24 protein-coding genes and 1 pseudogene are annotated in these 26,096 nt (G+C 64.9%); 17 read left to right on the top strand and 8 right to left on the bottom strand.

From position 1 onward, the window contains the following. Positions 1-132: 132 nt before the first annotated feature. The gene (locus V5279_RS15010; protein ID WP_224741735.1) at positions 133-1,065 is read left to right on the top strand and encodes a DUF2336 domain-containing protein; all 933 of its coding nucleotides are present in this window, start codon (positions 133-135) and stop codon (positions 1,063-1,065) included. Here V5279_RS15010 and V5279_RS15005 read toward each other — a convergent pair. Further along, a complete protein-coding gene (locus V5279_RS15005) occupies positions 1,062-1,406 on the bottom strand; it encodes a DUF1491 family protein (RefSeq protein WP_166293713.1) in 345 nt (114 codons plus the stop codon). The genes V5279_RS15010 and V5279_RS15005 overlap by 4 nt on opposite strands. A gap of 216 nt (positions 1,407-1,622) precedes the next feature. Here V5279_RS15005 and V5279_RS15000 point away from each other — a divergent pair, with 216 nt between their 5' ends. Next, on the top strand, positions 1,623-3,266 hold the full coding sequence (locus V5279_RS15000; protein WP_338698546.1) for an ankyrin repeat domain-containing protein: 1,644 nt from the start codon (positions 1,623-1,625) through the stop codon (positions 3,264-3,266). A gap of 119 nt (positions 3,267-3,385) precedes the next feature. Here the strand turns inward: V5279_RS15000 and V5279_RS14995 are convergent, their stop codons facing one another. Then, complete coding sequence (locus V5279_RS14995) at positions 3,386-4,132, bottom strand: peptidoglycan-binding domain-containing protein (RefSeq protein WP_338698544.1); 747 nt, start codon at positions 4,130-4,132, stop codon at positions 3,386-3,388. Further along, positions 4,125-5,933: a PAS domain-containing sensor histidine kinase gene (locus V5279_RS14990; RefSeq protein ID WP_338698542.1), complete on the bottom strand. Its 1,809-nt coding sequence runs from the start codon at positions 5,931-5,933 to the stop codon at positions 4,125-4,127. Before V5279_RS14990 ends, V5279_RS14995 begins: the two co-directional genes overlap by 8 nt. 434 nt (positions 5,934-6,367) lie before the next feature. Here V5279_RS14990 and V5279_RS14985 point away from each other — a divergent pair, with 434 nt between their 5' ends. After that, positions 6,368-6,751, top strand: coding sequence for a DUF5330 domain-containing protein (locus tag V5279_RS14985; RefSeq protein WP_166215313.1), 384 nt, complete (start codon positions 6,368-6,370; stop codon positions 6,749-6,751). A gap of 153 nt (positions 6,752-6,904) precedes the next feature. After that, entirely contained in the window at positions 6,905-7,336 is a 432-nt protein-coding gene (locus V5279_RS14980; protein WP_338698541.1) for a SufE family protein, read from the top strand. A 4-nt stretch (positions 7,337-7,340) separates the two neighbouring features. On the opposite strand, the gene V5279_RS14975 is transcribed toward V5279_RS14980, so the two are convergent. Continuing rightward, the gene (locus V5279_RS14975; RefSeq protein WP_166293705.1) at positions 7,341-7,754 is read right to left on the bottom strand and encodes a MucR family transcriptional regulator; all 414 of its coding nucleotides are present in this window, start codon (positions 7,752-7,754) and stop codon (positions 7,341-7,343) included. A gap of 176 nt (positions 7,755-7,930) precedes the next feature. Beyond that, on the bottom strand, positions 7,931-8,068 hold the full coding sequence (locus tag V5279_RS14970) for a hypothetical protein (protein ID WP_338698538.1): 138 nt from the start codon (positions 8,066-8,068) through the stop codon (positions 7,931-7,933). 1,101 nt (positions 8,069-9,169) lie between these two features. Here V5279_RS14970 and V5279_RS14965 point away from each other — a divergent pair. Beyond that, entirely contained in the window at positions 9,170-10,819 is a 1,650-nt protein-coding gene (locus V5279_RS14965) for a glycosyltransferase family 39 protein (RefSeq protein WP_166293701.1), read from the top strand. A 122-nt stretch (positions 10,820-10,941) separates the two neighbouring features. On the opposite strand, the gene V5279_RS14960 is transcribed toward V5279_RS14965, so the two are convergent. Beyond that, positions 10,942-11,919: a LysR family transcriptional regulator gene (locus V5279_RS14960; protein WP_338698536.1), complete on the bottom strand. Its 978-nt coding sequence runs from the start codon at positions 11,917-11,919 to the stop codon at positions 10,942-10,944. 112 nt (positions 11,920-12,031) lie between these two features. Here V5279_RS14960 and V5279_RS14955 point away from each other — a divergent pair, with 112 nt between their 5' ends. The 3 genes and pseudogenes from V5279_RS14955 (at position 12,032) to V5279_RS14945 (ending at position 13,884) form a co-directional block, all read left to right on the top strand. Then, the gene (locus V5279_RS14955) at positions 12,032-12,439 is read left to right on the top strand and encodes a DUF1330 domain-containing protein (RefSeq protein WP_338698534.1); all 408 of its coding nucleotides are present in this window, start codon (positions 12,032-12,034) and stop codon (positions 12,437-12,439) included. A gap of 52 nt (positions 12,440-12,491) precedes the next feature. Continuing rightward, positions 12,492-13,019, top strand: coding sequence for a carboxymuconolactone decarboxylase family protein (locus V5279_RS14950; protein ID WP_338698531.1), 528 nt, complete (start codon positions 12,492-12,494; stop codon positions 13,017-13,019). An 83-nt stretch (positions 13,020-13,102) separates the two neighbouring features. Beyond that, positions 13,103-13,884, top strand: a pseudogene (locus tag V5279_RS14945) (class II aldolase/adducin family protein). A gap of 105 nt (positions 13,885-13,989) precedes the next feature. Here the strand turns inward: V5279_RS14945 and V5279_RS14940 are convergent. Then, positions 13,990-15,390, bottom strand: a complete 1,401-nt coding sequence (locus tag V5279_RS14940) for a M20/M25/M40 family metallo-hydrolase (RefSeq protein WP_338698529.1) — start codon at positions 15,388-15,390, stop codon at positions 13,990-13,992. Between the two features lie 96 nt (positions 15,391-15,486). Beyond that, a complete protein-coding gene (locus V5279_RS14935; protein WP_338698527.1) occupies positions 15,487-17,106 on the bottom strand; it encodes a helicase HerA-like domain-containing protein in 1,620 nt (539 codons plus the stop codon). Between the two features lie 371 nt (positions 17,107-17,477). Between V5279_RS14935 and V5279_RS14930 the strand changes: the two genes are divergently transcribed. The 9 genes from V5279_RS14930 to V5279_RS14890 all read left to right on the top strand — a co-directional run bounded on the left by V5279_RS14930 (position 17,478) and on the right by V5279_RS14890 (position 25,992). After that, positions 17,478-17,843, top strand: a complete 366-nt coding sequence (locus V5279_RS14930) for a DUF2267 domain-containing protein (protein WP_338698525.1) — start codon at positions 17,478-17,480, stop codon at positions 17,841-17,843. A gap of 56 nt (positions 17,844-17,899) precedes the next feature. Further along, the gene (locus tag V5279_RS14925; protein ID WP_166293686.1) at positions 17,900-18,307 is read left to right on the top strand and encodes a DUF4332 domain-containing protein; all 408 of its coding nucleotides are present in this window, start codon (positions 17,900-17,902) and stop codon (positions 18,305-18,307) included. A 101-nt stretch (positions 18,308-18,408) separates the two neighbouring features. Beyond that, positions 18,409-19,266: a dihydropteroate synthase gene (folP, locus tag V5279_RS14920; protein WP_166293684.1), complete on the top strand. Its 858-nt coding sequence runs from the start codon at positions 18,409-18,411 to the stop codon at positions 19,264-19,266. After that, complete coding sequence (gene folB / locus V5279_RS14915; RefSeq protein ID WP_166293682.1) at positions 19,263-19,655, top strand: dihydroneopterin aldolase; 393 nt, start codon at positions 19,263-19,265, stop codon at positions 19,653-19,655. The genes folP and folB overlap by 4 nt, the downstream gene beginning before the upstream one ends. 6 nt (positions 19,656-19,661) lie before the next feature. After that, entirely contained in the window at positions 19,662-20,153 is a 492-nt protein-coding gene (folK, locus tag V5279_RS14910; RefSeq protein WP_166293680.1) for a 2-amino-4-hydroxy-6-hydroxymethyldihydropteridine diphosphokinase, read from the top strand. Between the two features lie 107 nt (positions 20,154-20,260). Beyond that, positions 20,261-22,135: a methylmalonyl-CoA mutase family protein gene (locus V5279_RS14905; RefSeq protein WP_338698518.1), complete on the top strand. Its 1,875-nt coding sequence runs from the start codon at positions 20,261-20,263 to the stop codon at positions 22,133-22,135. Then, positions 22,132-22,602, top strand: a complete 471-nt coding sequence (locus V5279_RS14900; RefSeq protein ID WP_338698516.1) for a GFA family protein — start codon at positions 22,132-22,134, stop codon at positions 22,600-22,602. The genes V5279_RS14905 and V5279_RS14900 overlap by 4 nt, the downstream gene beginning before the upstream one ends. Before the next feature lie 261 nt (positions 22,603-22,863). Then, positions 22,864-25,020 carry a methylmalonyl-CoA mutase gene (scpA, locus tag V5279_RS14895; protein WP_338698514.1) on the top strand — a complete coding sequence of 719 codons (2,157 nt, stop codon included), beginning with the start codon at positions 22,864-22,866 and terminating at the stop codon, positions 25,018-25,020. A gap of 261 nt (positions 25,021-25,281) precedes the next feature. Continuing rightward, entirely contained in the window at positions 25,282-25,992 is a 711-nt protein-coding gene (locus V5279_RS14890; RefSeq protein WP_338698512.1) for a hypothetical protein, read from the top strand. Positions 25,993-26,096 lie beyond the last annotated feature (104 nt).

Genomic DNA, 26,096 nt, shown 5'->3' with positions numbered 1-26,096 from the left:
GTTTTCCTTAACCGGCTCTTAAAGCAGCCTGCGTAGGCTCGCTGCCACAAGGTTTTCAAACCGATTCCTTACTGGCAAGTGCGTACGCCCGAGATGAGCGCAGCTCCGTTATTTCCTGGTTTCGATGGGCTGATGACGCTCTCCCGCCGCGAGGGCGTCGACATCCGCCCCACCTTGCTGCGCGTCCTGACGGACCTCTATGTGCAGGCCAGCGCACACTCGGCGGACGAAGAGCGCCAGTTCGTCGAGCTGACCTCGCGCCTGATCGACGAGGTCGACGACGCGACACGCGCCGCCGTCCGCGCACGGCTTGCGATCTATCCGGCAACGCCCGCTGGGATCATGGACAAGCTCGGGCTGCGGCGCGGCGGTCCAGACCAGCCGATGCCGGCTGCCGGTCCAATTCCCGCGCCGTCACCGTCCGCGCTGCCCGCCAAGATTCCGACCGAAGCCGAGCTGCGGATGGCGGCGAGCCTCGCGATGCGGCCGAACGATGCCGCCGAGATCTCCGACATGTTCTTTGCCGCCAACGCGAAGGAACGCGCGCAGATCCTGCACAATCTGCAGGAGACGCCGCTGAAGGCGGCGGCGCGGATTCCGGCCGCCCGCGCCGCGCGGGCGATCCATATCCTGGAGATGGCGGCGTTTGCCGAAGACATCGATAACTTCACGCTCGAGCTCGGCGAGGCGCTGATCCTGCCGTCGCGGATCGCCGCCGACGTGGTGAATGATCCCGGCGGCGAGCCGCTCGCCTGCGCGATGCGGGCGCTTGATGTGTCGAGCGCCGCGTTCCAGCGCATCCTGATGTTCCTCAATCCGGAAGCCGGCTCGTCGGTCAACTATGTCTACCGCCTGTCGCGGCTGTACGATCATCTGAGCGAGCGCTCGGCGCTGGTGATGCTGGCGGCGTGGCGCGGCTCGACCATGGCGGTGGCGCGCGCCAAGTATCGCTCGTCGCTCTATGACGATGAGCGTCACCGCGTGCGTGCAGCAGCCTCGCAGACGCGATCCGTGGTGCAGCCCGGCAGCGCACCGGCCATCCGCAACCAGAAATCCGGAAGCTAGTTTTTCGCTAGATCGAGAAAATGCCGCCCGGCGCGGTCCTCGGTCTCGACGATCCAGGCGTCGGGATCGAAGCGAAGTTCCTTGGTCAAGCGCTCCTCGACCGAAGGCTCGGGCACCGGCTGCAACGCCGACGGCACGAACAACCGCTCGGCCGGACGGCTGTCGTCATAGACCGTCTGCGGCGCCGGCGCGTACAGCATCGCGTTGCCGTCCATCAGCGTCACCTTGACGAAGACGGCACCGGCCTCCTCCGCGCCCTTCTTGCGGATCGCGCCGAACACGCCCTCGGTCTGGCAGCGGCGCAGATAGGCCGCGACCCAAATACTTGTTTTCAATCGCATGCGCAGACCTATAGGCCAGCGGCGTGACGCCGTCCAATCGCCGCACGCCAAACGGCGGGTTGACCGGCGCGCCGGCCGCTCATATCCTCAGCTTGCGTGCAAGCCGCGCCCGGGTCCACGGGAAGGGTTGAACCCACTTGCAACATTGAAGTGGCAAATCAAGCCTTTGTGCAGCCGGTTTTGTGGACCATCGGCGATTGATGCACGGAGGTTTCCATGGACCGATCGCGCGCGCGATTGAATCTCGAACATCTGAAGAAGCAGGCCAAGGAGCTGATCCGCCTTTACCGGCGGCAGGCGCCGGAAGCTTACGCCCGTTTCCGCCACGCGCTTCCGGCCGCGGCCGGCCGCAGCGACGCCGACATCGCCGCGCTCGATCTGCGGCTCCACGACGCGCAGTCCTGCGTGGCACGCGATCTTGGCTTTGCCTCATGGCCGGATTTGCGGCGTTACGTCGAGGCGCAATTGCCGCCCGGCAAAAGCAAGGACGATCGCGTGCGGCGGTGGCTGCAGCTGGTCTATGCCGCCGACGTCGACGGCACCACCGATCGCGCCAATCCGCGCGTTGCGGTACGGATGCTCAAAGAGGATCCCGGCCTTGTGGCCGATGATCCCTATCTTGCCTGCGCCATTGGCGACGAGGAAACGATACGGCGCACCGCAACCAACGATCCCGCATGGGTCAACCGTCCCGGTGGTCCGCTCAAGCTGCCGCCGCTGGTCGCGGTCACGCATTCCAGCCTGCTGCAGATTCCGGAATTTCAGCCGCGGCTACATCGCTGCGCGCGCCTGCTGCTGCAGGCCGGTGCCGATCCCGACCAGCACATCGGTAGCCGCTGGCCGCCGGGATCGCTCGATGCGCCCGACGACGGCAATCCGCTGTCGGCCCTGTATGGCGCCGCGGGGCGCAATCACGATCTCGAGCTGACCAGGCTTTTGCTCGAAGCGGGCGCCAATCCGAACGACAATGAATCGCTGTACCACTCGCTGGAAGGCTTCGTGACGACCGCCGTGTTGCTCGCGCATGGCGCGCGGATCGCCGGCACCAACGCGATGTACAAGGTGCTCGATGACGAGAACGTGGCGGCACTCGAATTGCTGCTGCGGCATGGTGGAAATCCGAACGAGCCCGCCCGCAATGCGCCGTTGACCGATTGCGGCTCGCCGCTGATGTGGGCGATCCGGCGGCGGCGGTCGCGGACGTGCATCGCGGCCTTGCTCGACGCCGGCGCCGACCCGCACATCACGACACCGGACGGTCTCAGCGCCTACCGTTACGCGCTGCAATTCGGACTGACCGAGGTCGCCGAGCTGCTGCGGGAGCGCACCGGTGCCGAGACGCTGGCCGATGACGAACGCTTCGTCGCAGCGTGCAGCAGCGGCGACGCGCGCGAGGCACGGCGGATGCAGGCCAGCCGGCCCGACCTTCCCGGCGCGCTTTCACCACAGCAATTGCGCCTGCTTCCGGAACTCGCCGCGGCGGGTGGCGATGACGCGGTGCGGCTGATGGTCGAGCTGGGCTGGCCCATCGCGGTACGCGGCGGCGACTGGGATGGCTCGGCGCTCAATCACGCCGTATTCCGCGGCAACGCCGCCCTGACGCGCTTCCTGCTCGAGCACGGTGCAGAGTGGACCGAGCAGCACGGCTTTGGCGACAATGCCTCCGGCAGCTTGTCGTGGGCCTCCTGCAATGAGCCGGTCAGTGGCGGCGATTGGGTGGGCTGCGCGCACGCCCTGCTCGATCACGGCATGCCGCGCGCCGTTCCGGATCGCGACGATCCGGAATGGGTGCTGCTGGCCGGCCGCAAGAAGCTGTTCTCCGACGAGGTCAGGGACGTTCTGCTGGGCGAAAAACCCTAGCTCGTCATGGCCGGGCTTGACCCGGCCATCCACGTCTTCGCTTCAACAACTCTCAAAGACGTGGATGCCCGGGACAAGCCCGGGCATGACGAACACATTCTCAATGCCGTCGCGGAGAACTACTCGATCGAATGCCCGATCATCACGCTGAGTTCGTGCACCAGGCGATCGGACATCTGCCCGGTCACCGGCAGCTTGCGGGCGCGCTCGAACTTCGCGATTGCAGTCTGCGTGTCCGCACCGATCGTGCCGCTCGGCTTGAGCTGGCCGTAGCCATATTCGGTCAGCGTACGCTGGACCGCGGCGATGCGTTTTCCGGCAGGGCTCAGATGCGCCGTCGGGATCGGTGCCGGCGGACGAATGACGCTCGACGGTGCGGCGGCCGGCGGCGCGGCGGTCGACTTCATCACCAGGCTCGCCATCGGATCGACCGGCTTCGCTTCAACCGACTTGGGTTCGGCGGATCTTGCTTCAACGGGTTTGGATTCGACGGGCCTTGCTTCAACCGCTTTGGTCTCCACCGGCTTCACCTCGACCGGCCTGGGTGGCTCCATGGCAGCGGCGGCCTCGGCCGGGCGCGGACGCGGCAACGGACTGGCGGCCGCTACAGGCGGTGCCGGCGGCGGCAGCGTCACGACCGAACCGCCGAACATCGGCGACGGATGGCGGCCGGCCTGCAGGAACAGCGCATTGATCAGGATCGCAACGATGGCGGAAACGGCCAGCACGCCCGCGACGAGATCCTTCGGACTGTGCAGCAGCAGACGCAGCACGAGGCCACGTTCTTCCTCGGCCGCGATGGCCACTGCCTTGGCGCCGCGGCGACGGCGCGGCGTTTCATCGTCATCCAAAGTCTGTCTAGGCACTCTTCTTCACCTGATGGGTTTGCTCTTGTAATCCGGACCGCAGCGCGGGCTTCAGGGTCGAGACATTGCTGGACGGCTCGACCGCGGCCGGCGGGGTGAACGCCAGCGGCAGCGCGACCGACACGATGGTGCCCTCGCCGACCTTGCTCTCCACGTTCATTTCGCCGTTATGCAGGCCGACCAGTCCCTTGACGATGGACAGGCCAAGGCCGGTGCCTTCGTGGCGGCGCTGATAGGTCTTGCCGGCCTGGAAGAACGGATCGCCGATCCGCTTGAGATCGTCGGCGGCGATGCCGACGCCGGTGTCCGAGACGCGCAGCAGCAGGCGCGCCCCCTCGACGCTGGCCGATACGGTCACCTTGCCGCCGCGCTCGGTGAACTTGATGGCGTTGGAAACCAGATTGAGGACGATCTGCTTGAACGCGCGCGGATCGCCATTCACGATCGGCAGATCGTCGGGCACGCGGGTGACGAGCTCCACACCGCTCTCGCGCGCCTTCAGCGCCACCAGATTGCAGCAATTGATTAGCGCCGGCCGCGGCGCAAACGGCTCCGGCGAAATCTCGAAATTGCCGGACTCCATCTTCGACATGTCGAGGATGCCGTTGACGACGGACAACAGATGCTGGCCGGAGTCGTTGATCAGCTGCGCGTATTCCTTCCGGCGCGCCGCGTCGAGCCCGAGCACGTCTTCCTGCGCGATCATCTCGGAGAAGCCGATGATGGCATTGAGCGGGGTCCGCAGCTCGTGGCTCATGGTGGCGAGGAAGCGCGTCTTCGAGGCATCGGCCTGCTCGGCCGCGTTGCGCGCCTGTTCCAGCGCCTGCTCCTGCACCTTGCGATCGGTGACATCGCGGATCACCGCGACGACCTCGGCATCGGCGGCGGTCTGCTCCAGCGGACGGCAGCGCATCTCGGCCCAGATGAATTCGGCGGTCTCGCCGCGCGCGGCGTCGCGGCGCACCCGGAACTCGACGCTGCGGGACTCGCCGCGTGCCGCGTCCGACAGCGCGGTGAGATAGGCCGGGCGATCGGCGACATGAACGCGGTCGAACAGGCCGTGGCCCAACAGCCGCGATGCCGGCACGCCGAGCATGATCTCGACCCCAGGCGAAATGAAGCGTACCGCGCCGTTGCGGCTGTGCCGCGACAGCACGTCGCTCATGTTGTGCGCGAGCAGGCGGTAACGCTCCTCCTCGACATAGAGCAGCGCCACGCTGGTGCGCGCCAGCGATTCCGCGCCGAAGGCGAGCCCGGCCGCATAGAAGATCGCCGACACGACGCCGAACCCGATCAGCGTGCTGTTGGTCGCGACCGCGGGATCGGCGAACGGCAGCAGGTGATAATGGCCGAGCACGCTGAGCAACGCCGCGCAGATCATCGCCAACGCGAACGCAAAGGCGACCACGCGCCGCGAGGCCGACAATGCGGCCTCGATCGGAATCACGACGAGCCAAACCGTGGCGAACGACGCGATGCCGCCGGTGGACGCCGCGATCATCATCACGAGACCCGCGAGCGCCAGCGACGACAGCACATGCGCGCCTTCATAGCGGCCGGTGCGCGACAGGAACCATGACAGCAGGATCGGCGCGATCAGCCAGGCAAATGCCGCGACCTCGATCGCTGTGGGCGCACCGCGCATCGCCAGGAAGGCCGGAAAGGAAGCGAGCGCCGCCAGGCTGCCGAGCAGCCGCGGCGCCATGAAGGCACGATGGCGCGCACGCGTCAGCGCATCATATTGCGCCGACGGATGCAGCAGCGCATCCAGGCAATCGCGGATCAGACTCAAACTACTCACAGCACTCGCGCTTCGGCTTAGTCGTCAGACAGACGCGCCGGAACGCCTCCTTGGTGATTGCAGGTCAACGTGTCAGAGCGAACTTAAGCGAACGCTAAGGCAATGCGGCCTGCTGCCAAACACCGTGCATTGGCGAGGCTTTGACGCAGCCATTCACCGCCCATTTGTCGGGGATGGTGAACGACTGGTTTCCGGATGCGACAATCTATGGTTTCGAAAGGGTGGACGCGGCGCAATCTGCGCATTCGGCGCGCACATGCAGCCATCAATCGAAAATTTACGGCGAATCAATTCAGGCGGATTTTCCGCGATTTTTGGGCGGATTTACTTCAATGCGGATACTTCCGGTTTATCGACCGCTGCTAAGCCTGAGGGCAATAGCGGCATCGACCGCGCAAGAAGCAAAAGACAAGATAGACGACCGGGATCGCGCCATGTTCTTCCTGCTGCGTTTGGCATTCTGGCTCGGGCTTGTGCTCGTGCTGCTGCCGAGAGACAAAACACCCGAAGCGGACAAGGTGCCGCAGATCAACGCGTCGGACGCGGTGTCGGCCGCGACGGCGACGATCAACGACATGGGTCAGTTCTGCAAGCGCCAGCCTTCCGCCTGCGAAGTCGGCGGCCAGGCCGCGACCGCGATCGGTCAGCGCGCAACCGACGGCGCGCGCAAGCTCTACCAGATCATCACCGACAAGAAGCCGCCGGACCACACCGGCTCGATCGGCGGCGACGATACCGCGTCAGCCCTTGCCGCATCCCGCGACACGCTGACCGCGGACGATCAGACGATCGAATTCCGCCTGCCGCCGACGCCGTAGGCGCAAAATGAGAGCGTTTTCGAGCGAAGTGAGTGCCGGTTCGCGTGAAGAAAACGCGTCGAAACAATAATAGCCGCGGAACCGGTTCCATTTTCGTCGCTTTCGCGGCCCGCCTTCCCTATATAAGCCGTTAAGCATAGGACGCGGGCCACGATGACGACGATCGACGAAATCAGGGACAATTTTGCGCTGCTGGACGAGTGGGACGACCGCTACCGCTACGTCATCGAGCTCGGCCGCACGCTCGAGCCATTGTCGGAAGCGGAGCACTCGGCCGAGAACAAGGTGCAGGGCTGCGTCAGCCAGGTCTGGCTGTCGAAACGGGTCGAGGGCGATGCCCATGGCGAACCCCGCCTGATCTATGTCGGCGACAGCGATGCCCACATCGTGCGCGGCCTGGTCGCGATCGTGCTGACGCTGTTTTCCGGGCAGACGCCGAAGGACATCCTCGCCACCGATGCGCTCGCGCTGTTCGACGAGTTCGGCTTCCGCGACCATCTGACGCCGCAGCGTTCCAACGGTCTCCGCTCGATGGTCGATCGCATCCGCAACGATGCGCGCGAGGCGCTGGCGTCCGCCGCGTAAACCCCTACTTCCGCTTCCGGGTCTGCTGGCCCAGTCCCATCTTCTTGGCGAGTTGCGATCGCGCCACCGCGTAGTTCGGCGCCACCATCGGATAATCCGCCGGCAGCCCCCATTTGTCGCGATATTGCTCCGGCGTCATGTTGTACTGGGTGCGCAGATGGCGCTTGAGCGACTTGAAGCGCTTGCCGTCTTCGAGACACACCAGATATTCCGGCGTGATCGACTTCTTCATCGACACCGCAGGCCTGGCCGGCTCGCTCGGCGTGTCGCTGCGCCCGCTCGACACCCGCAGCAAGGCGGCGTGGACCTGGCTGATCAGGTTCGGAATATCCGAGGCCGGCGTCGGATTGTTGCTGAGATAGGCCGAAACGATGTTTGCGGTCAGCTCGACCGGCGTTTTGCCTGAGATATCGGACATGGCTCAATCTTCCCCGTGCTAGCGACGGCCCGGCGCCCACCGGACAGTATCCATGTGCAGCAATACATAAATGGAATCGCGTACTACTTGGCGAATATGAGCGGATTGCAGCAAGCCTGACAAGAACGGCCGAATTTTAGGCTTCGCGCCGGCGGCTCGCAAGTATTGGCGCGGATCTACGGCCGCTGCTCGAGATGCGACCTGAGCTCGTCGATCGAGGCGAACCGCATCATGCCCTCGGGCATCTGCGCTTCGATCGATCCGTCCGAATAGAGCGAATAGGCCATGCCGTCGACGACGCCCGATTTGAGCACGGTGACCGGGGGCTGCTCCTGCGGCGCCGGCGGATGGCCTGATGACGGCGACGGCGACGGCGCGGCGGCGGCCGACTGGGTCTCGCCGAAGGTTGACGGCCGGGGCGTACGCCGCGGGGCGACATCGACCGATCTCGGTCGCTCGGCCTTCGGCCAGGCATCGTCGAAGGTTGCCGGCGCAGCTCGGCCGCAGCGGAAGGATTTGGACGCAGTTCCGGCGACAACAGATCCGGCGTGAGCGGCTCGGCAGCGCGCCCCTGGGTCCTGTCGCGCTCCTTCCGCGAGGACGAGAACAGCAGGTTGCGCCGCTTGGGCGGCCCTTCGCCGTCGGTGGGCGTTGCGCCCGGCGGCGGCAGCTCGCCAGACGCGCCACGCTGGGGGATTTCGTCGTGCCAGGGCGGTGGCGCCGCGGGCGCGGATGGCTGGACCGATGGAGCGAGCGGCGGAGGCGCCGCGACCTTTGGCTCACGCGGCGGCGGGAACACCGGATCGTCGGGAGCGTTGCGCGGGGAAGTTGCAGACGGCGACGGGCCCCCGGACCGGATACCCGTGGCAACAACCGCGTCGAGCCGTCCGCCCATGGCCTGGAGCTCGCGTACGACCGCGGCGAGGCCCAGGACGATCGCGCCCGAGCATACACCGGTCACGCCGACCAGGATCATGGTGCTGCCGAAGCTGAACTCCTTGTCCTGGATTCCCAAGCCGACCGCCGCCAAGCCTGCCAAAACCAGGCCCGCACCGACGACCAACAGACCAACCTTCATCGAACTAACCCCCGGGAGACCCGACCGAAAATCGGCGCGAGCCACCGACGCCACGATACCGTCATAGTGCCCACACCGCCAACCGCCAATTGTAGGCAGAGTTCCCTAACATCCCGCTTAACCGGCGCTCCGCGCGGCAAATCGCGCTCCCAACGACTGCGCCGCAGCACAGCTCCCGTAAATTTACTGACGACGAATTGCTGCCAATATATTGCAATGCATCTGGGAAATTACGCCACAATTACCAATTACTTGGAAACGGAACTGCGCTATGGATGCCGGGGAATGAGGCCCTAAAGCGCCAAACAGGGCCACAGGCACGCCGGTACCACTAGCTATGTCATCGATTACGACGTCTGCATTCGAGGCGCCTGCGCGGCGCTCGATGGAGAAGACCTGCGACGATCTCGCATTCCTCGTCCTCGGCGTGGTCGCCGTGGTCGCCGGTCTCACATTCCGCGATTACGGCCTGGGCTGGGACGATTACACCCACGCTGAATACGCCGACCTGCTGCTGCGCATGTACGGGTCCGGGTTCAAGGACACCGGCGCGCTGTCGTTTGCCAACCTCTATATGTACGGCGGCGGCTTCGATATGGCAGCTGCCCTGCTGCACAAGATCATCCCGCTCGAACTGTTCGAGACACGCCGCCTGCTCGGCGCGATCGTCGGCGTGATCGGCCTTGCGGTCACCTGGCGCCTGGCGCGCCGCGTCGGTGGTCCGCTGGCGGGACTGGCGGCGCTCTTGCTGCTGGCGCTGTGCCCGACCTTCTACGGCCACATGTTCATGAATCCGAAGGATGCGCCGTTCGCCGTGGCGATGGTGATCCTGATCATGGGCCTCGTCCGCCTGATGGAAGAATATCCGGCGCCCTCGCCGCGCACGATCCTGATCGTGGGCTTAGGGGCCGGCCTGTCGATCGGCTGCCGCGTCCTCGGCGGGCTCGCATTGATCTACGCCGTCGTCGGCTTCGCTCCGCTGTGGATCGAGGAACTCCGCAAGCAGGGCGCGCGCGAGGCCACCCATCGCTTTGCCCATGTCATCTATGTGCTGCTGCCGGGGCTTGTGTTCGGCTATCTCGTGATGGGCCTGATCTGGCCGTGGTCGATCATGGAGCCCGGGCATCCGTTCGAAGCGGTGACCTATTTCTCGCACTTCTTCGAGAAGCCGTGGAAGGAGATGTTCGACGGCGCGCTGGTGTCGGTGCCGGACATGCCGTGGTCCTATCTGCCCACCCTGTTCGCGCTGCAACTGCCCGAAGTGCTGCTGGTGCTGCTGACCGCAGCCATCGTCATCACCTTCATGTCACTGTCGCGCACCGAGGTGCCGGCGAAGCGCAAGTCGATCATGCTGATGCTGACGCTGGCGGCGACGCTGCCGCTGGTGATCGCGATGGTGAAGCGGCCGGCGCTCTACAACGGCATCCGCCATTTCATCTTCGTGATCCCGCCGATGGCGGTGCTCGCCGGCGTCGCATTCGCCCGCGGCATGGACTGGCTCGGCGAGAACCGCCGCGCCTGGCAGCCTGCGGCGCTCGCCGTGTTCGCGTTCGGCCTGCTGCTGCCGTTCAGCGAAATGATCCGCCTGCATCCCTATCAGTACACGCACTTCAACCACATCGCCGGCACGGTGCGGACCGCGGACAACTTCTTCATGCTGGACTATTGGGGCCTGGCGCTGAAGCAGGCGTCCGACGGGCTGCGTGAGCAGTTGGCGGAGCGGCAGGAAGTGCCGCCGCAGCATCGCAAGTGGAAGGTCGCGGTGTGCGGACCGCAGCGCCCCGCGCAGGTCGCGCTCGGGCCCGACTTCACGATCGGCTGGGACAGCAATGCCGCCGACTTCGCCATGACGCTCGGCGAATTCTACTGCAAGGGCCTCACCGCCCCTGTGATGGTCGAGATCAAGCGCGACGACGTCGTGTTCGCCCGCGTCTACGACATCCGCGGCCGCAGCATCTCGAGCCTGCTGGCGATCCCGGCGCCGTAGCGCGCGATACCAGGACCGCCTGGAGCGTCTTCGAGCGAAGTGGACGCCGGTTCGTGTGAAGAGAACGCGTCAAGACAAAAAGCTAGAGCTTCGGTTCTGATTCAATCGCAACCAAAAATGCTCTAGCCTCGCGTGGCACGTTTTGTCGTGCCCGCCTTCGAAGCCGTCGCCTTCCGCGCCTGCTCGATCAGCAGCTGCGCAGCCGGATGAAGCAGCCGGCGCTTCAACGTGACAATGGCGACCGGCAAAGGCTTTCCGAGCGACACCGGCAAGTCCGTTAGCGACCAGCGTTCGGCATTGAACTGCAGCAATGAAGCCGGCACCGGTGTAAGATACTGACCGGTCGCCATCAGTTGCATGCGCAACTGCATCGAATAGGTCGTGACGCCCAATCGCGGCACCGGAAGTCCCTGCGCGCTGAACGCACCGCTCACGAGGTCGCGCACCGCCGTACCCGGCGGCGCAAGAATCCAGGATTCATCGGTCAGATCCCCGAGGGTGAGCTGCCTGCGCCGGGCGAGACGATGATTCGTGCCGGCGGCAACCACGATTGGCTCGTCATAGAGAACGTCGACCTTCAGATCGTCGTCGCGCACCGGGCCGGAGATACGACCAAGCATCATGTCGACCTTGCGCTCGCGCAACTCGCGAAATTCCATCGCAGCCGTATTCGCCTCGAGGACGTGAACGACAATGCGTGGATATTGCGCGGCGAGTCCGGCAATGACGGCCGAAAGAAGCCCGCCGGAGATATAGGATTCCGACGTTCCGACCCATACCTCGCCCTTGCCGGGATCGGACAGAAACTCGATGTCCTTGATGCCCTGCGCCAGCGCGTCGAACGCCTCGGTGCCGCGCCGGAGCAGCGCCTCGCCATAGGCGGTCGGCGACACACCGCGCGGTGAACGGTCGAGCAAGCGGACACCGAGCGCGGCTTCGAGATCCGCGATGGCCTGCGATATCGCCGGCTGGGTGAGCCGAAGCTCCGCAGCCGCCTTCGCCATGCTGCCAAGCTTGGTGACCGACGCCAGCACATGCAGGTCGCGCAGCCGAAGCCGGCGGCCGATACGCTGTTCCCAATCCGTGAGTTTCCCAACCATCAGATATTATTATACCCCTATGCGATATTTCGCCATTCTGATTATAGCCCGGTCGCACCAAGGTGACGGCCGTTGAGCACCAACATGCTCGCCCCTCTCGACGGAGACCGCCATGACACCGACTTCGAAATTCGCGTGCGTCACTTCCGCGGCCGTGAGCCTCGGCGTCCTCGCGTTGTCCGGCCTGCACGCACAAGGCACGGCTTCTGCGCCCGCCTATGTCGTCAACGAGGTCGACGTGACCGATCAGGCGGGCTTTGCCACTTACGCCAAGCGGCAGGGCGAACTGATCGACAAATTCGGCGGCCGCTTCCTGGCGCGCGGCGGGAAGGCCGAAGCCGTCGCCGGAACTCCGCTGCCGCATCGTATTACGATCTATCTCTTCGACAGCCTGGCGAAGGCGCAGGCCTGGCACGATGCGCCCGAGCAAGCGGAGCTCGCGGCGATCCGCGACAAAGCCTCGAACTTCCGGTCCTTCATTGTCGAGGGCTGCTCGGCCTTCAAGCCGCCGGCCAGCTGACGATGATCCGGGGGCCGTCGACCAGACGGCCCCGTTGCGCGGGAGCAGCACAATGTCTGATCTGAAGCCCCTCGCTATCGAGAGACTGACGGGCGACAGCGCAATATCCATTGCGGCGATCGAGCGGGAGTTGGGTTTCGTGCCTGACCTGATGCGCCTGCTCTCGCATTCGCGGGCGGCCCTGCACGGCTACCTCGCACTGCGCGCCGCCTTGAAGGGCGGAGCGCTGCCGGCAGCCTTGCGCGAACGGATCGCCATTGCGGTCGCCAACACAAACGGTTGCAACTCCTGCCTTGTCAACCACCGCCACCTTGCGCGTTGCGCCGACGTCAGCGATCAGGAGCTCGATGCGGCAACAGCATTCGGCTCGCGGGACCGGGCTGCGGCCGCGGTCTTGCGGTTCACCAAGGCTGTGATTGCTGCGCGCGGTGGTGTCGATGCCGTGGAGTTCGCGGCCGTCCGCGACGCGGGATTCGGCGACGCCGAGATCGTCGAGATCGCTACGGTGATCGGCGCGAACATGCTGGCGAACTTCGTCAACAATCTCGCACATTCCGCGCGAAACGCCGCCGACGCATGACTGCCACCCCGCCCGTGCCTTGCTGGGGGAAGCACACGGGGCTATCCTTCCCAGACAACCAATATTCACGGGAGACCCCACCCATGTCGCCGGCCGAAGCACGCTTGAAGGAAATTCCGTCCGGCATGACGGACGCGGAGTGGCAACAGCGGATCAATCTCGCCGCCTGCTACCGGCTGGTCGCGCTCTACGGCTGGGATGATCTGGTCGATACCCACATTTCGGCCCGCGTGCCCGGGCCGGAGCATCACTTCCTGATCAACCCCTACGGGCTGATGTTCGACGAGATCACCGCCTCCAGCCTGGTCAAGGTCGACCTCGATGGCAACCAGCTCTCGCAGAGCGACTACAGCATCAACCCGGCCGGCTTCACCATCCATTCGGCGATCCACGAGGTGCGCGAGGACGCCGGCTGCGTGCTCCATCTGCACACCGTCGACGGCACCGCCGTGTCGTCGAGCCCGGAGGGACTGCTGCCGCTGAACCAGACCGCGCAGCTCGTCACCCACGACCTCGCCTATCACGACTATGAAGGCATCGCGCTCGATCACGACGAGCGCCCGCGCCTGCAGCGCGATCTCGGCGGCAAGAACCACATGCTGTTGCGCAATCACGGCACGCTGACGGTCGGCCGCTCGGTCGCATCCGCCTTCGAGCGGATGTACCATCTGGAGCGCGCCTGCTCGATGCAGGTGTGGCGACCCGCGCACTCGGCCCGATCGCCTATCCGGTCGAGGCCGAGGCGATCGACAAGAACACCGAGCTCTTGTCCAACCCGGACCGTGCCGAACTGCGCTCGACCCAGTTGGTCTGGCCGCCGCTGCTGCGCAAGCTCGACCGGGTGAACCCCGGCTACCGCGATTGAAATTTCACAATCTTCGGGTAGAATATTCGGCAACACCCTCTGCACGTTCAGAATCAAAACGCCGCCCAATTCCGGGCGGCGTTTTTACGTTCAGGGTGCCTCGCGCTATTTGGCGTCGGCGAACGCCGCCAGAATCCGCGCCCAGGAGCGGATGCCCTTGTGGTAGCTCTTGAGGTCGTACTTCTCGTTCGGCGAATGGATGTTGTCGTCGTCGAGCCCGAAGCCGACCAGCACGCTGTCGAGACCGAGCGTGCGCTTGAAGTCTGCGACGATCGGGATCGAGGCGCCGGAGCCGACCAGCAGCGCCTCCTTGCCCCATTCATCGGTCAGCGCGCGGCGGGCGGCCGCGAGCGGCTTCATGTTCCAGTCGAGCGCGATCGCCGGCGCAGAGGAATGATCGGTGAACTCGGCCTTGCAGTCCGCCGGCACGCGCGCCTTCACGTTATTGCGGAATGCCTGGCGGATCTTCTCGGGATTCTGTCCCTCGACCAGGCGGAACGAGACCTTCGCCGACGCCTCGGCCGGGATCACCGTCTTCGAGCCCTCGCCGGTGTAACCGCCGACGATGCCGTTGATGTCGCAGGTCGGCCGCGAGGACACCTGCTCGATCAGGAGCCGGTCCTTTTCGCCGGCCGGCAGCGAGAGGCCGATCGGCTTGAGGAAGCTGTCCGGCGTCAGATTGAGCTGCTTCCACTGCGCCAGAATGTCCGGCGGCAGATCCTTCACCCCATCATAGAAGCCGGGGATGGTGATGTGGCCGTTCTCGTCATGCAGGCCGCCGAGGATCCGCGTCAGCACGCGGATCGGGTTCTGCGCACCGCCGCCGAACACGCCGGAATGCAGGTCGCGATTGGCGGCCTTGATCTTGACCTCGTCATAGACCAGGCCGCGCAGCGACGTCGTGATCGCCGGCGTGTTGGGGTCCCACATGCCGGTGTCGCAGACCAGTGCGAAGTCGGCCTTCAGGTCATCCTTGTTGGCCTCCAGGAACGGCACGAAATTCTTCGAGCCGATCTCCTCCTCGCCCTCGATGACGATGGTGATGTCGACCGGCAGCGATCCCGTCACGTTCTTCCAGGCGCGGCAGGCCTCGACGAAGGTCATCAGCTGTCCCTTGTCGTCCTCAGCACCGCGCGCAACGATGATCTTGCGCCCGTCGGCATGGTCGGTCACCACAGGCTCGAACGGCGGACGGTGCCAGAGATTCAAGGGATCGACCGGCTGCACGTCGTAATGGCCGTAGAACAGCACATGCGGACGGCCGTCGGTCGAACCGTTCAGCTTCCCGACCACGGCCGGATGGCCCGCCGTCGGCCGCACCTCGGTCTTGAAGCCGAGGGTTGCGATATCCTTGGCGAGATGATCGGCGGCCGCCTTGCAGTCATTGGCGAAGGCCGGATCGGCCGAGATCGATTTGATCCGCAGGAGCATGAACAGCCGCTCCAGACTGTTGTCGAAATCGGCGTCGATGCGGTCGAGGACGGGCTGCAGCTTGGCATTGGACATCGCGGATATCCTATTGGTTGGACGTTGCGCCAACTTGTAGCGCGCCGGCCGGCGGAGGCAAAGCCGCTCGCCCGCCCCACGCGGAGCGGCGCGACGCTATCGGCGCAGAATTCCGCCGAGCGCGCCGCGCACCAGGGCACGGCCGATCGAGCCGCCAACCGAACCGCCGACCGATTTGCCGAGATCGGCAACCACACCGCCGATCACCTTGTCGGTCACCGAGCGCGTGACGTTGCGCGCGATCACCTGCCCGGTCGAGAGCCGGCCGCGCTTGACGTTGGTGCCGAAGATCGTGGCCGCGATCGAGCCGATCTGGCCGAGGATGCCGCCACCCTCGCCGCCGCCATCCGCCGGCGCTGCCGCCGCCCCGGACAGCCGCTTCTGGATGATCTCGTAGGCGGATTCGGCGTCAACAGCGGTGTCGTATTTGCCCTTGACCGGGCTCGCATCCATGATCGCCTTGCGCTCCTCGGGCGTGATCGGCCCGATCCGCGCCGACGGCGGCCGCACCATGATGCGCTCGACCATCGACGGCGTGCCGCCGCCTTCGAGGAACGACACCAGCGCCTCGCCCTTGGCGAGCTCCATGATCACCCGCGCGGTGTCGAGCTTCGGATTGGGCCGGAAGGTCTGGGCGGCCGCGGCGACCGCCTTCTGGTCGCGCGGCGTGAAGGCCCGCAGCGCGTGCTGCACACGGTTGCCGAGCTGCGCCAGCACCTTGTCCGGCACGTCGATCGGATTCTGCGTGACGAAATAGACGCCGACCCCCTTGGAGCGGATCAGCCGCACCACCTGCTCGATCTTGTCCATCAGCGCCTTCGGCGCGTCGGTGAACAACAGATGCGCCTCGTCGAAGAAGAACACCAGCTTCGGCTTCGGCAGGTCGCCCGCCTCCGGCAATTCCTCGAACAATTCCGACAGCATCCAGAGCAGGAACGTGGCGTAAAGCCGCGGGCTCTGCATCAGCTTGTCGGCAACGAGAATGTTAACCATGCCGCGGCCGTCGCGGTCGGTGCGCATGAAATCCTTCAGCGTCAGCGCCGGCTCGCCGAAGAACTTCGCGCCGCCCTGGTTCTCGAGCACCAGGAGCTGACGCTGGATCGTTCCGACCGTCGCCTTGGAGACGTTGCCGTAGCCCTGGGCCGCCTTGCGGATCGGCGCCAGCGGATCTTCCTCGTCGTCGGCCGCTTTCTTGCTGCCGTTGGGCGCGATCGCATCCAGAAGCGCACGCAGATCCTTCATGTCTATCAACGTGAGGCCGTTCTCATCGGCGACACGGAAGGCGACATTGAGCACGCCCTCCTGCACGTCGTTCAGGTCGAGCATCCGCGACAGCAACAGCGGCCCCATTTCGGTGACGGTGGCGCGCACCGGATGGCCCTGCTCGCCGAACACGTCCCAGAACACGGTCGAGAACTGATCCGGCTGGAACGTCAGCCCCATGTCCTTGGCGCGTTTGACGATGAAGTCCTTGGCCTCGCCGATTTCGGAGATACCGGAGAGATCGCCCTTGATGTCGGCTGCGAAAACCGGAACGCCGGCGCGTGCAAATCCTTCGGCCATGACTTGCAGCGAGACGGTCTTGCCGGTTCCGGTTGCGCCGGTGACAAGGCCATGCCGGTTGGCCAGCGCCAGCGTCAGCCATGCCGTCTCCTCGCCCTTGCCGATAAAAATCTTCTCGTCCGTATCGGCCAGTGTGTTGTCGGAGGTCGCCATCGCTTCGCCTCTTCGCGCAGATTAGATTGGTTCGATGTCGAACCCGGTTCGGTGTCGAACCCGGTTCGATGTGTCGAACCTATGCCATCATATTGCATCTTGCAGGTCGATTGAAACCATCGACGCGTGCCGACGTAGATTGTCACTTCACCAGTTCCTCATACTTTATTCCCGGCCAAGTGACGAAAGGCATTGCGCATTGCGACAAGATAGTGTGAATCCGCCGCTCACTCTTGCAGCGAGGCAACAGTCACGGCGCGATCGAAAAAGAAAACGAACTGAAATGCGCGGATCGCTTGAATTTCGTGACACAGGCGCTCAAGATAAATCCTCAAGAACGATCCGGCTAAAGCCGGTTGAGGCGGGGCAATATGGACGAATTGGTTGGACGGCTGGCCGCGAAGGCCGGCATCGATGGTGCTGTCGCTGAAAAAACCATCGGCATCGTTCTGGGTTTCCTCCGTAACGAGGGACCTTCCGACAAGGTCCAGGCTCTGATCGACCAAATCCCCGGCGCCGAAGCGGCAATCGCCAGCGCTAACACCAGCGGTGGTCTATCGCGGTTGATGGGTGGCGGGCTGATGGCCGTCGGCACCCGGCTGATGGCGCTCGGATTGAGCATGAGTGAGATACAGAACGTCGCGCGTGAACTTTTTAGGTTTGGCCGCGACAAAATCGGAGCGGATCAAATGGGCGAGATCATCTCGGGGACGCCGGGCCTCAGCCAGTTCGCCTGAAGCATTTTCCCAACGCCTTTTGCGCGTGCGCTCCCTTCTACCTGCATACGAGTATCATGACATACCCCCTCTCCGAGATCGAAGGCCTGTCCGCCTATTGCGCCAACAAATTGAAATCGCAGGGTATCCGCACGACCGAAGCGCTGCTTGAAGCCGCCCGCACCGTCAAGGGACGCAAGGAGCTGTCCGCCAAGACCGGGATCAGCGAACAGCAACTGCTCGAGTGGGCCAACATCTCCGACTACATGCGGATTCCCGGCATGGGCAAGGCGAAGGTCGGGCTGGTCCGCGCCGCCGGCGTCACCACGGTGCGCGAGCTCGCCCACCGCAACCCGTCGCGGCTGGCGCAGAGCATGAAGGACGCCAATGTGCGGCGGAAGCTCGTCCGCGTGATGCCGTCGGAGAAATCGGTCGAGTTGCTGATCGAGCAGGCACGCAAGCTGCCTCCCAAAATCACCTATTAGGGTGATCTATTAGCCTTCCTTAAAGGCACTCAGCGGCCGCCGGCGCCCACGCATCCCTGCGACATCTTGACTTGCCGCTGTCGTCAGCGCAAAGCCACCGCATGATGGCGACCAAGCCCATAGCATCGGCGGGGGCCGGCACGGCCGTATCAGCGGTGCTGCCGGCGCTATTGTCGATGCCCTATCCGGCCGTGATGGGCATCCTGAACGTGACGCCGGATTCATTCTCCGATGGCGGACAGTTCGTCGCACCCGAGCAGGCGCTGGCGCAGGCCCGCAGGCTGGTCACCGAGGGCGCCGACATCATCGACATCGGCGCGGAATCCACCCGTCCCTACGGCTCGCAGCCGGTCTCCGCCGATGCCGAGATGGCGCGGCTGAAGCCGGTGCTGGCCGAGGTGATCGCGCTCGGCGTGCCGGTCTCGATCGACAGCATGAAATCGGAGGTCGTGGCCTGGGCGCTCGATCAGGGCGCTGCGATCGCCAACGACGTCTGGGGCCTGCAGCGCGATGCCGGCATGGCGTCAATGGTCGCCGCGCGCGGCGTGCCCGTGATCATCATGCACAATCGCGAGCAGGCCGATCCGGCGATCGACATCATGCGCGATATCACCGCCTTCTTCGAGCGCTCGCTCGAGATTGCCGCGCGCACCGGCATTGCCGACGACCGGATCGTGCTCGATCCCGGGATCGGCTTCGGCAAGACGCCGGAGCAGAGCATGATGGCGCTGGCGCGGCTCGCCGAGCTCGACTGCTTCGGCCTGCCGGTGCTGGTCGGCGCCTCGCGCAAGCGCTTCATCAGCACGGTCGTGCCTGCGGAGCCGCAACAGCGCATCGGCGGCTCGATCGCCGCGCACCTGATCGCCGTGCAGAATGGCGCCCGCATCATCCGCGCGCATGACGTCGCGGAAACCGTTCAGGCGCTGCGGGTGGCCGCAGCAATCAAGGGACAGCAATGACCGACACGATCTTCATTACCGGGATCGTCATCCATGCCCGCCATGGCGTGATGGAACATGAGACCGAGGTCGGGCAGCGCTTCGTGATCGATCTCGAGCTCTACACCGACCTCTCGGAATCCTCGCGCACCGACCGCCTCTCCGACACGGTCTCCTATTCCAACGTGGTGGCGACCGCGACGTCGGCATTCAAGAACACCAACTACAAGCTGCTCGAGCGCGCCGCCGGCGCGGTGGCCGACGACATCCTGGTCACCTTCCCGCGCGTCAGGGCGGTCAAGGTCACCGTGCACAAGCCGCATGCGCCGATCGCCGCGATCTTCGACGATGTCGGCGTGGTGCTGACCCGCTCGCGCCATCCAGCGCCGCATTCACCGCCCCATGGGTGACCCCCGATGGCTGATGTCCTGATCGCACTCGGCGGCAATGTCGGCGACGTCCGCACCACGTTTCGCAAGGCGATCGCAAATATCTGCGGCATGACGCAGGCGGCGCTGTTGGCGCGCTCGTCGGATTATTCGACGCCGCCCTGGGGCGAGCAGCAGCAGGACAGCTTCATCAATGCCTGCATCGAGATCGAGACCAGCCTCGATCCGCATGCGCTGCTGTTCACGCTGCACAAGATCGAAACCAAGTTCGGCCGCGACCGCAAGAACGAGCAGCGCTGGGGCCCGCGCACCCTCGACCTCGACCTGATCGCCTATGACGACGTCACACTGAACAAGCCGGAACTGACGCTGCCGCACCCGCGCCTGTTCGAGCGCGCCTTCGTGCTGGTGCCGCTGGCCGAGATCGTTCCCGACCGCATCATCGCCGGCCGCCGCGTCGCGGACGCGCTGGCCGAGGTCTCCGCCGACGGTATTTTCCGTCTAGCGGACCTCGATTAAAGCCAAACCACCTCAAACAACCGTTTGGCTTGGCCGCCCGCCCGTGGCAATTTCCGGCCAAATCAAGGGACCCCCTCGCGGGGGCCGGTGAAGGATATTCTGGGCGGATGACGACCTCGACTGACGACTTGCCTCTGGCTTCGGATTTTGCATCGGCGACCTACGACGACTGGCGCAAGCTGGTCGACGGCGTGCTGAAGGGCGCCCCGTTCGAGAAGCTGGTCGGCAAGACCTATGATGGCCTCAAGATCGATCCGATCTACCGCCGCGCCACCAACTTAAGCCCGCTTCCCGGCCGCGCCGCTGCGGCCCCCTGGCAGATCCTGCAGCGGGTCGACCATCCCGATGCCGCGCAGGCCAATGCGCAGGCACTGGAGGATCTCGAGAACGGGGCGACCGGCCTGGAATTCGAGTTCGCCGGCGGTCCCGGCACGCGCGGCTTCGGTCTTGCCGATGCCAGCAAGAAGACGCTGGCGCGGGCCTGCGGCGGCATCCATCTCGACGCCGGCATCATGATCGCGCTCAACCCGGTGCTCGGGCGCGAGAACGCCGGCGAGACCTTTGCCGACATGGTCGAGGCCCGCAAGCTCGATCCGGCCAAGCTCGATCTTCATTTCAATTACCAGGCGCTCAGCACGGTTGCGGTGCGCGGTGCCGCGCCCGGCGCCTGGGCCGACTACGAAAAGCCGTTCGGTCAGGTGGTCAACGGGCTGATCAAGCGCGGCTTCAAGGGACCGTTCGTGGTGGCCGACGGCCGGCCGGTGCATGATGCCGGCGGCTCGGAGGTGCAGGAACTGGCCTTCACGCTCGCGCTGGGCCTCGCCTATCTGCGCATGCTGGAGGCCGCCGGGATCGATCTCGATGCGGCGCGCGCGGGCGTCTCGTTCCGCCTCAGCGCCGACGCCGACCAGTTCCTGACCATGGCGAAATTCCGCGCGCTGCGACGCCTTTGGGCAAGGATCGAAGAGGCCTGCGGCCTTAAGCCGAAGCCGATCTTCGTCAACGCGCAGACGGCCTGGCGGATGCTGACCCAGCGCGACCCCAATGTGAACCTGCTGCGCGCCACCATGGCGACCTTTGCCGCTGGCCTCGGCGGCGCCAACGCGATCACCGTGCTGCCGCATACGCTGGCGCTCGGCCTGCCGGATGATTTCGCCCGGCGCGTGGCGCGCAACACGCAGCTCGTGCTGCTCGAGGAATCCAACCTTGCAAAAGTCTCCGACCCCGCGGCGGGTTCGGGCAGCATCGAGACGCTGACCGCGCAGCTTTGCGAGGCGGCGTGGACGCTGTTCCAGGAGATCGAAAAGGCCGGCGGCATCTTCCCGGCACTCCAGCAGGGGCTGCTGCAGAACAAGGTCGCCGCGACGCGGGCCCAGCGCGAAGCCAATGTGGCGAAGCGCCGCGACGTGCTGACCGGCGCCAGCGAATTCCCCAACCTGCACGAGGCCGACATCGCGGTGCTGGATGTGAAACCGGCAGCGCTGGCTGCCAAGGTCGATGCCAAGATCAAGTTCGATGCGCTCGCGCCGATGCGGCTTGCCGAACCGTTCGAGGCGCTGCGCGACAAGTCGGACGCCGCACTGAAGGGGCGCGGCGCCCGGCCGAAGGTCTTTCTCGGCAATCTCGGCACAGCAGCTGATTTCACCGCGCGCGCGACGTTCGCAAAAAACTTCTTCGAGACCGGCGGGATCGAGGCCGTCGACAGCGAGGGCTTTGCCGATGCAGCGGCGCTTGCCGCGGCCTTCAAGGCCTCGGGCGCCGCGATGGCGTGCATTTGTTCCTCGGACAAGGTCTATGCCACGAGCGCCGCTGACGCCGCCAAGGCCCTTCACGGCGCCGGAGCAAGGCATATCTATCTGGCAGGGCGGCCCGGCGACCAGGAAGCGGCGCTGCGGGCCGCCGGCATCGGCGAGTTCGTGTTCGCCGGCGGTGATGCGCTGGCGACGTTGCGCGAGGCCTATCGGCGGATGGAGCAGGCATGACGGCAGAAGCACCATCGACACACGTCCTGACCGGCGGTTGCCAGTGCGGCGCCGTCCGCTTTGCGGTAACGGGCGTCCCGGCCAAGATCAGCATCTGTCACTGCCGGATGTGCCAAAAGGCTTCCGGCGCGCCGTTCGCCTCCTTCGCCGATATCGAGCGTGAGAACTTCACCTGGACCCGCGGCAAGCCGGCGGCGTTCAAATCCTCCTCGATCGCCGAGCGCGATTTCTGCGCCGCCTGCGGCACGCCGCTCAGCTTCCGCCGGATCGACGGCCCCCGCATCGAGATCATGACCGGCACCTTCGACCGGCCCGACCGGGTGATGCCGACGCAGCAATTCGGAACCGAGTCCCGCCACGGCTGGGTGGTCGGTATCGCCAATCTGCCGAGCCAGACCACGATGCAGAACTATGGACCGGAGAAAATGGCGACCATCACCAGCCACCAGCATCCGGACCATGATTGAGAGGCAGGTTGCGCGTGAGCAAACGATGATAGACTCTGCCTTAGAACTTGTCGGGTTGATATTGGGGTCTTTCTTGCGGTTCGATAGCAAGATCAGACCTCCGACGAAATTGAGCGAAGATGTGACCGACGAAGAGAGGTTCAAGGACGAAGAGAGGTTCAAGGACAGGGTTGAACGGAATCCAGGATTCCGCGATCCCGTCTACAAGCAGAACCTGCAAAGGTTGATCGAGCGAAGCCGAGAGTTTGAGGACTGCAAGGAATGACCCGGATTCCCAATTTCGCTGATGTCGCGTTCCAGCCCGTCGCCGCAGGTGCACCGGCCGGAAACGCCGAGCCGTGGCTGACGCCGGAGGGCATTCCGGTGAAATCCGCCTACAGCGAGGCCGACCTCGAAGGCATCGATTTCCTCGAGACCTGGCCCGGCATCGCGCCCTATCTGCGCGGCCCCTACCCGACCATGTATGTCAACCAGCCCTGGACCATCAGGCAATATGCCGGCTTCTCCACGGCGGAGGATTCCAACGCCTTCTATCGCCGCAACCTTGCCGCGGGACAGAAGGGCCTGTCGGTCGCGTTCGACCTCGCCACCCACCGCGGCTACGATTCCGATCATCCGCGCGTTTCCGGCGACGTCGGCATGGCCGGGGTCGCGATCGATTCCATCTACGACATGCGCACGCTGTTCGCCGGCATTCCGCTCGACCAGATGAGCGTGTCGATGACCATGAACGGCGCGGTGCTGCCGATCCTCGCGCTGTTCGTTGCGGCTGCCGAGGAACAGGGCGTGCCGCCGGAAAAACTGTCGGGCACCATTCAGAACGACATTCTGAAAGAGTTCATGGTGCGCAACACCTATATCTATCCGCCCGCGCCCTCGATGCGGATCATCTCCGACATCTTCGCCTACACCTCGCAGCGGATGCCGAAGTACAATTCGATTTCGATCTCCGGCTATCACATGCAGGAAGCCGGCGCGACGCAAGACCTCGAGCTCGCCTATACGCTGGCCGACGGCGTCGAATATCTGCGCGCCGGGCTTGCCGCGGGTCTCGACGTCGACCGCTTCGCGCCGCGGCTGTCGTTCTTCTGGGCGATCGGCATGAACTTCTTCATGGAAGTCGCCAAGATGCGCGCGGCGCGGCTGTTGTGGGCCAAGCTGCTCAAGCAGTTCAACCCGAAGGACCCGCGCTCGCTCAGCTTGCGCACGCACTGCCAGACCTCGGGCTGGTCGCTGACCGCGCAGGATGTGTTCAACAATGTGATGCGCACCACGATCGAGGCGATGGCGGCAACGCAAGGCCACACCCAGTCGCTGCACACCAATGCGCTCGACGAGGCCTTAGCGCTGCCGACCGATTTCTCGGCGCGCATCGCCCGCAACACCCAGCTGTTCCTGCAGCAGGAAAGCGGCACCAACCGCATCATCGATCCCTGGGGCGGCTCCTACTATGTCGAGCGGCTGACCCGCGATCTCGCGCAGAAGGCCTGGGGCCACATCCAGGAGGTCGAGGAACTCGGCGGCATGGCCAAGGCGATCGAGGCCGGTGTGCCGAAACTGCGGATCGAGGAAGCCTCCGCCAAGACCCAGGCCCGGATCGATGCCGGCCGCCAAGCTGTTATCGGCGTCAACAAGTTCAAGCCGGAGAACGAGAAGCCGATCGACGTGCTCAAGGTGGAGAACTCCACCGTGCGCCGTTTGCAGATCGACAAGCTCGGCCGGCTTAAGAAGGAGCGCAACCAGAAGGACGTCGATGCGGCGCTCGCCGCGCTCACCCGCTCGGCCGGCGAAGGCAACGGCAATCTGCTGGCGCTGGCGATCGACGCCGCGCGCGCCAAGGCCACCGTCGGCGAGATTTCGGACGCAATGGAAAAGGTGTTCGGCCGCCACCGCGCCGAGATCAAGTCCATCACCGGCGTCTACAAGCGAGAGGCAGCGGCGATGTCCAACAAGGTCGAAAAAGTGCAGGCCCTGATCGACGCTTTCGAGGAGGCCGAAGGGCGGCATCCCCGCATCCTGGTGGCAAAAATCGGCCAGGACGGTCATGACCGCGGCCAGAAGGTGATCGCATCCGCCTTTGCCGATGTCGGCTTCGACGTCGATATCGGGCCGCTGTTCGCAACCGCCGACGAAGCCGCCCGCCAGGCGGTCGAGAACGACGTCCACATCCTCGGCGTCTCCTCGCTCGCCGCGGCGCATCTCACCGCGGTGCCGGAATTGAAGGCCGCGCTGAAGAAGCACGGCCGCGAGGACATCATGATCATCATCGGCGGCGTGGTGCCGCCGCAGGATTACGACGCGCTCTACGCCGCCGGGGCTGAAGCAATCTTCCCGCCGGGCACCGTGATCTCCGATGCCGCAGAGGAGCTGATCCGCAAGCTCAACGCGCGGCTCGGCCACAGCGAGGCGGCGGAGTAGCGCTGCCGCGTCCCCGTCCACAGGACTCGTCATGCCCGGGCTTGTCCCGGGCATCCACGTCTTTGGTTCTAACGGAAGAAAGACGTGGATGGCCGGGCCAAGCCCGGCCATGACGATGTCTCTCTCAACCGTTGGCTGTGGACGAGCTGCCTAGTCGACAAATCCATGCTACGGTCGGTACGCGATCTGCAGCGCGTGCCCGGACTGAAGCCACGCAAGGGTACGGCTCAGAGCCGCGGTTGTGACGGGACTGCCCCTGACATGCACTACTGGAATAGGGCGAATTTCGAAGGTCTCCTTGAGCTTTCCAAGCAGCTCGATGTTCACCCCAATCTGACATCACTTGCGAGCTATTGCCGCCTACGCGAGAAGGGAATGCGTCGCGAAGCATTCTCGGCCCTCGAGCAATTTCTTGCTTTGACCCAATCAATTGACAGCGCCTCGGCCCGTTCGGCGGCAGTCGCAATCCTGGAGTTGAACGCGCGGACAAGGGATGCTCATCAATTCCTCACGCAGCCGCTGATTACTCGTTTTCTAGTTCCGACGTTACAGGCGTGGATCGACGACGAGCCGGCCGCGAGCACACCGATCCGATGGCTCGGTATCGTGTCGCGCGACAACAGACTCTTGGAGAGAGCCCTCTCCATGTGCCCCGAAGATATTCCGGTTCGACTGATGTTGATCGACGCTGAGCTCTCCGTCGCCGACTATGCGACGCATCATCTTGATGAATCCCTATTCCTCGGCAGCGTTGACGAGGTCATTGCGGCCTTGGCCCACGCTCGAGATCTCATAGCCAGTGCCCCCGAAGCTCCGCCGTTTGCGGATCGCGCGTCCGAGGTACGCTACTTCGACGCTCAGCTCGCCGACTGGATCGCTTTTTCCAAACATCGGGCGGGGACCTTTCCAGAGTGGTGCGCCGCGCAAGGGAGGGAATACAGGTATCCTATCAAGGTATATTACAGGCGGTGAGTTTGCGGCACGATCGGCGTCGATCCCTGGGCTTCATCAACAAGGCGCTCCGGCGCCACTCCGCGTTCCCCTCGCCTGCAATGGCCAGCCGTTGTAAACCAGTG

It is taken from the genome of Bradyrhizobium sp. 26S5, from assembly GCF_036923295.1.
Taxonomy (GTDB): Bacteria; Pseudomonadota; Alphaproteobacteria; order Rhizobiales; family Xanthobacteraceae; genus Bradyrhizobium; species Bradyrhizobium septentrionale.
Note: the sequence above shows the minus strand (reverse complement) of the source record. Positions and strands in the feature narration are given on the sequence as shown.

Coding starts and splice junctions, on each gene's coding strand:
- V5279_RS15005 (WP_166293713.1), bottom strand. CDS start 1,406: ATGCGATTGAAAACAAGTATTTGGGTCGCGGCCTATCTGCGCCGCTGC.
- V5279_RS14940 (WP_338698529.1), bottom strand. CDS start 15,390: ATGTCCAATGCCAAGCTGCAGCCCGTCCTCGACCGCATCGACGCCGAT.
- folP (WP_166293684.1), top strand. CDS start 18,409: ATGATGGCGACCAAGCCCATAGCATCGGCGGGGGCCGGCACGGCCGTA.
- folB (WP_166293682.1), top strand. CDS start 19,263: ATGACCGACACGATCTTCATTACCGGGATCGTCATCCATGCCCGCCAT.
- V5279_RS14965 (WP_166293701.1), top strand. CDS start 9,170: ATGTCATCGATTACGACGTCTGCATTCGAGGCGCCTGCGCGGCGCTCG.
- V5279_RS14935 (WP_338698527.1), bottom strand. CDS start 17,106: ATGGCGACCTCCGACAACACACTGGCCGATACGGACGAGAAGATTTTT.
- V5279_RS14900 (WP_338698516.1), top strand. CDS start 22,132: ATGACGGCAGAAGCACCATCGACACACGTCCTGACCGGCGGTTGCCAG.
- folK (WP_166293680.1), top strand. CDS start 19,662: ATGGCTGATGTCCTGATCGCACTCGGCGGCAATGTCGGCGACGTCCGC.
- V5279_RS14890 (WP_338698512.1), top strand. CDS start 25,282: ATGCACTACTGGAATAGGGCGAATTTCGAAGGTCTCCTTGAGCTTTCC.
- V5279_RS14975 (WP_166293705.1), bottom strand. CDS start 7,754: ATGTCCGATATCTCAGGCAAAACGCCGGTCGAGCTGACCGCAAACATC.
- V5279_RS14985 (WP_166215313.1), top strand. CDS start 6,368: ATGTTCTTCCTGCTGCGTTTGGCATTCTGGCTCGGGCTTGTGCTCGTG.
- V5279_RS14955 (WP_338698534.1), top strand. CDS start 12,032: ATGACACCGACTTCGAAATTCGCGTGCGTCACTTCCGCGGCCGTGAGC.
- V5279_RS14925 (WP_166293686.1), top strand. CDS start 17,900: ATGACATACCCCCTCTCCGAGATCGAAGGCCTGTCCGCCTATTGCGCC.
- V5279_RS15010 (WP_224741735.1), top strand. CDS start 133: ATGACGCTCTCCCGCCGCGAGGGCGTCGACATCCGCCCCACCTTGCTG.
- V5279_RS14930 (WP_338698525.1), top strand. CDS start 17,478: ATGGACGAATTGGTTGGACGGCTGGCCGCGAAGGCCGGCATCGATGGT.
- V5279_RS15000 (WP_338698546.1), top strand. CDS start 1,623: ATGGACCGATCGCGCGCGCGATTGAATCTCGAACATCTGAAGAAGCAG.
- V5279_RS14950 (WP_338698531.1), top strand. CDS start 12,492: ATGTCTGATCTGAAGCCCCTCGCTATCGAGAGACTGACGGGCGACAGC.
- V5279_RS14960 (WP_338698536.1), bottom strand. CDS start 11,919: ATGGTTGGGAAACTCACGGATTGGGAACAGCGTATCGGCCGCCGGCTT.
- V5279_RS14905 (WP_338698518.1), top strand. CDS start 20,261: ATGACGACCTCGACTGACGACTTGCCTCTGGCTTCGGATTTTGCATCG.
- V5279_RS14980 (WP_338698541.1), top strand. CDS start 6,905: ATGACGACGATCGACGAAATCAGGGACAATTTTGCGCTGCTGGACGAG.
- scpA (WP_338698514.1), top strand. CDS start 22,864: ATGACCCGGATTCCCAATTTCGCTGATGTCGCGTTCCAGCCCGTCGCC.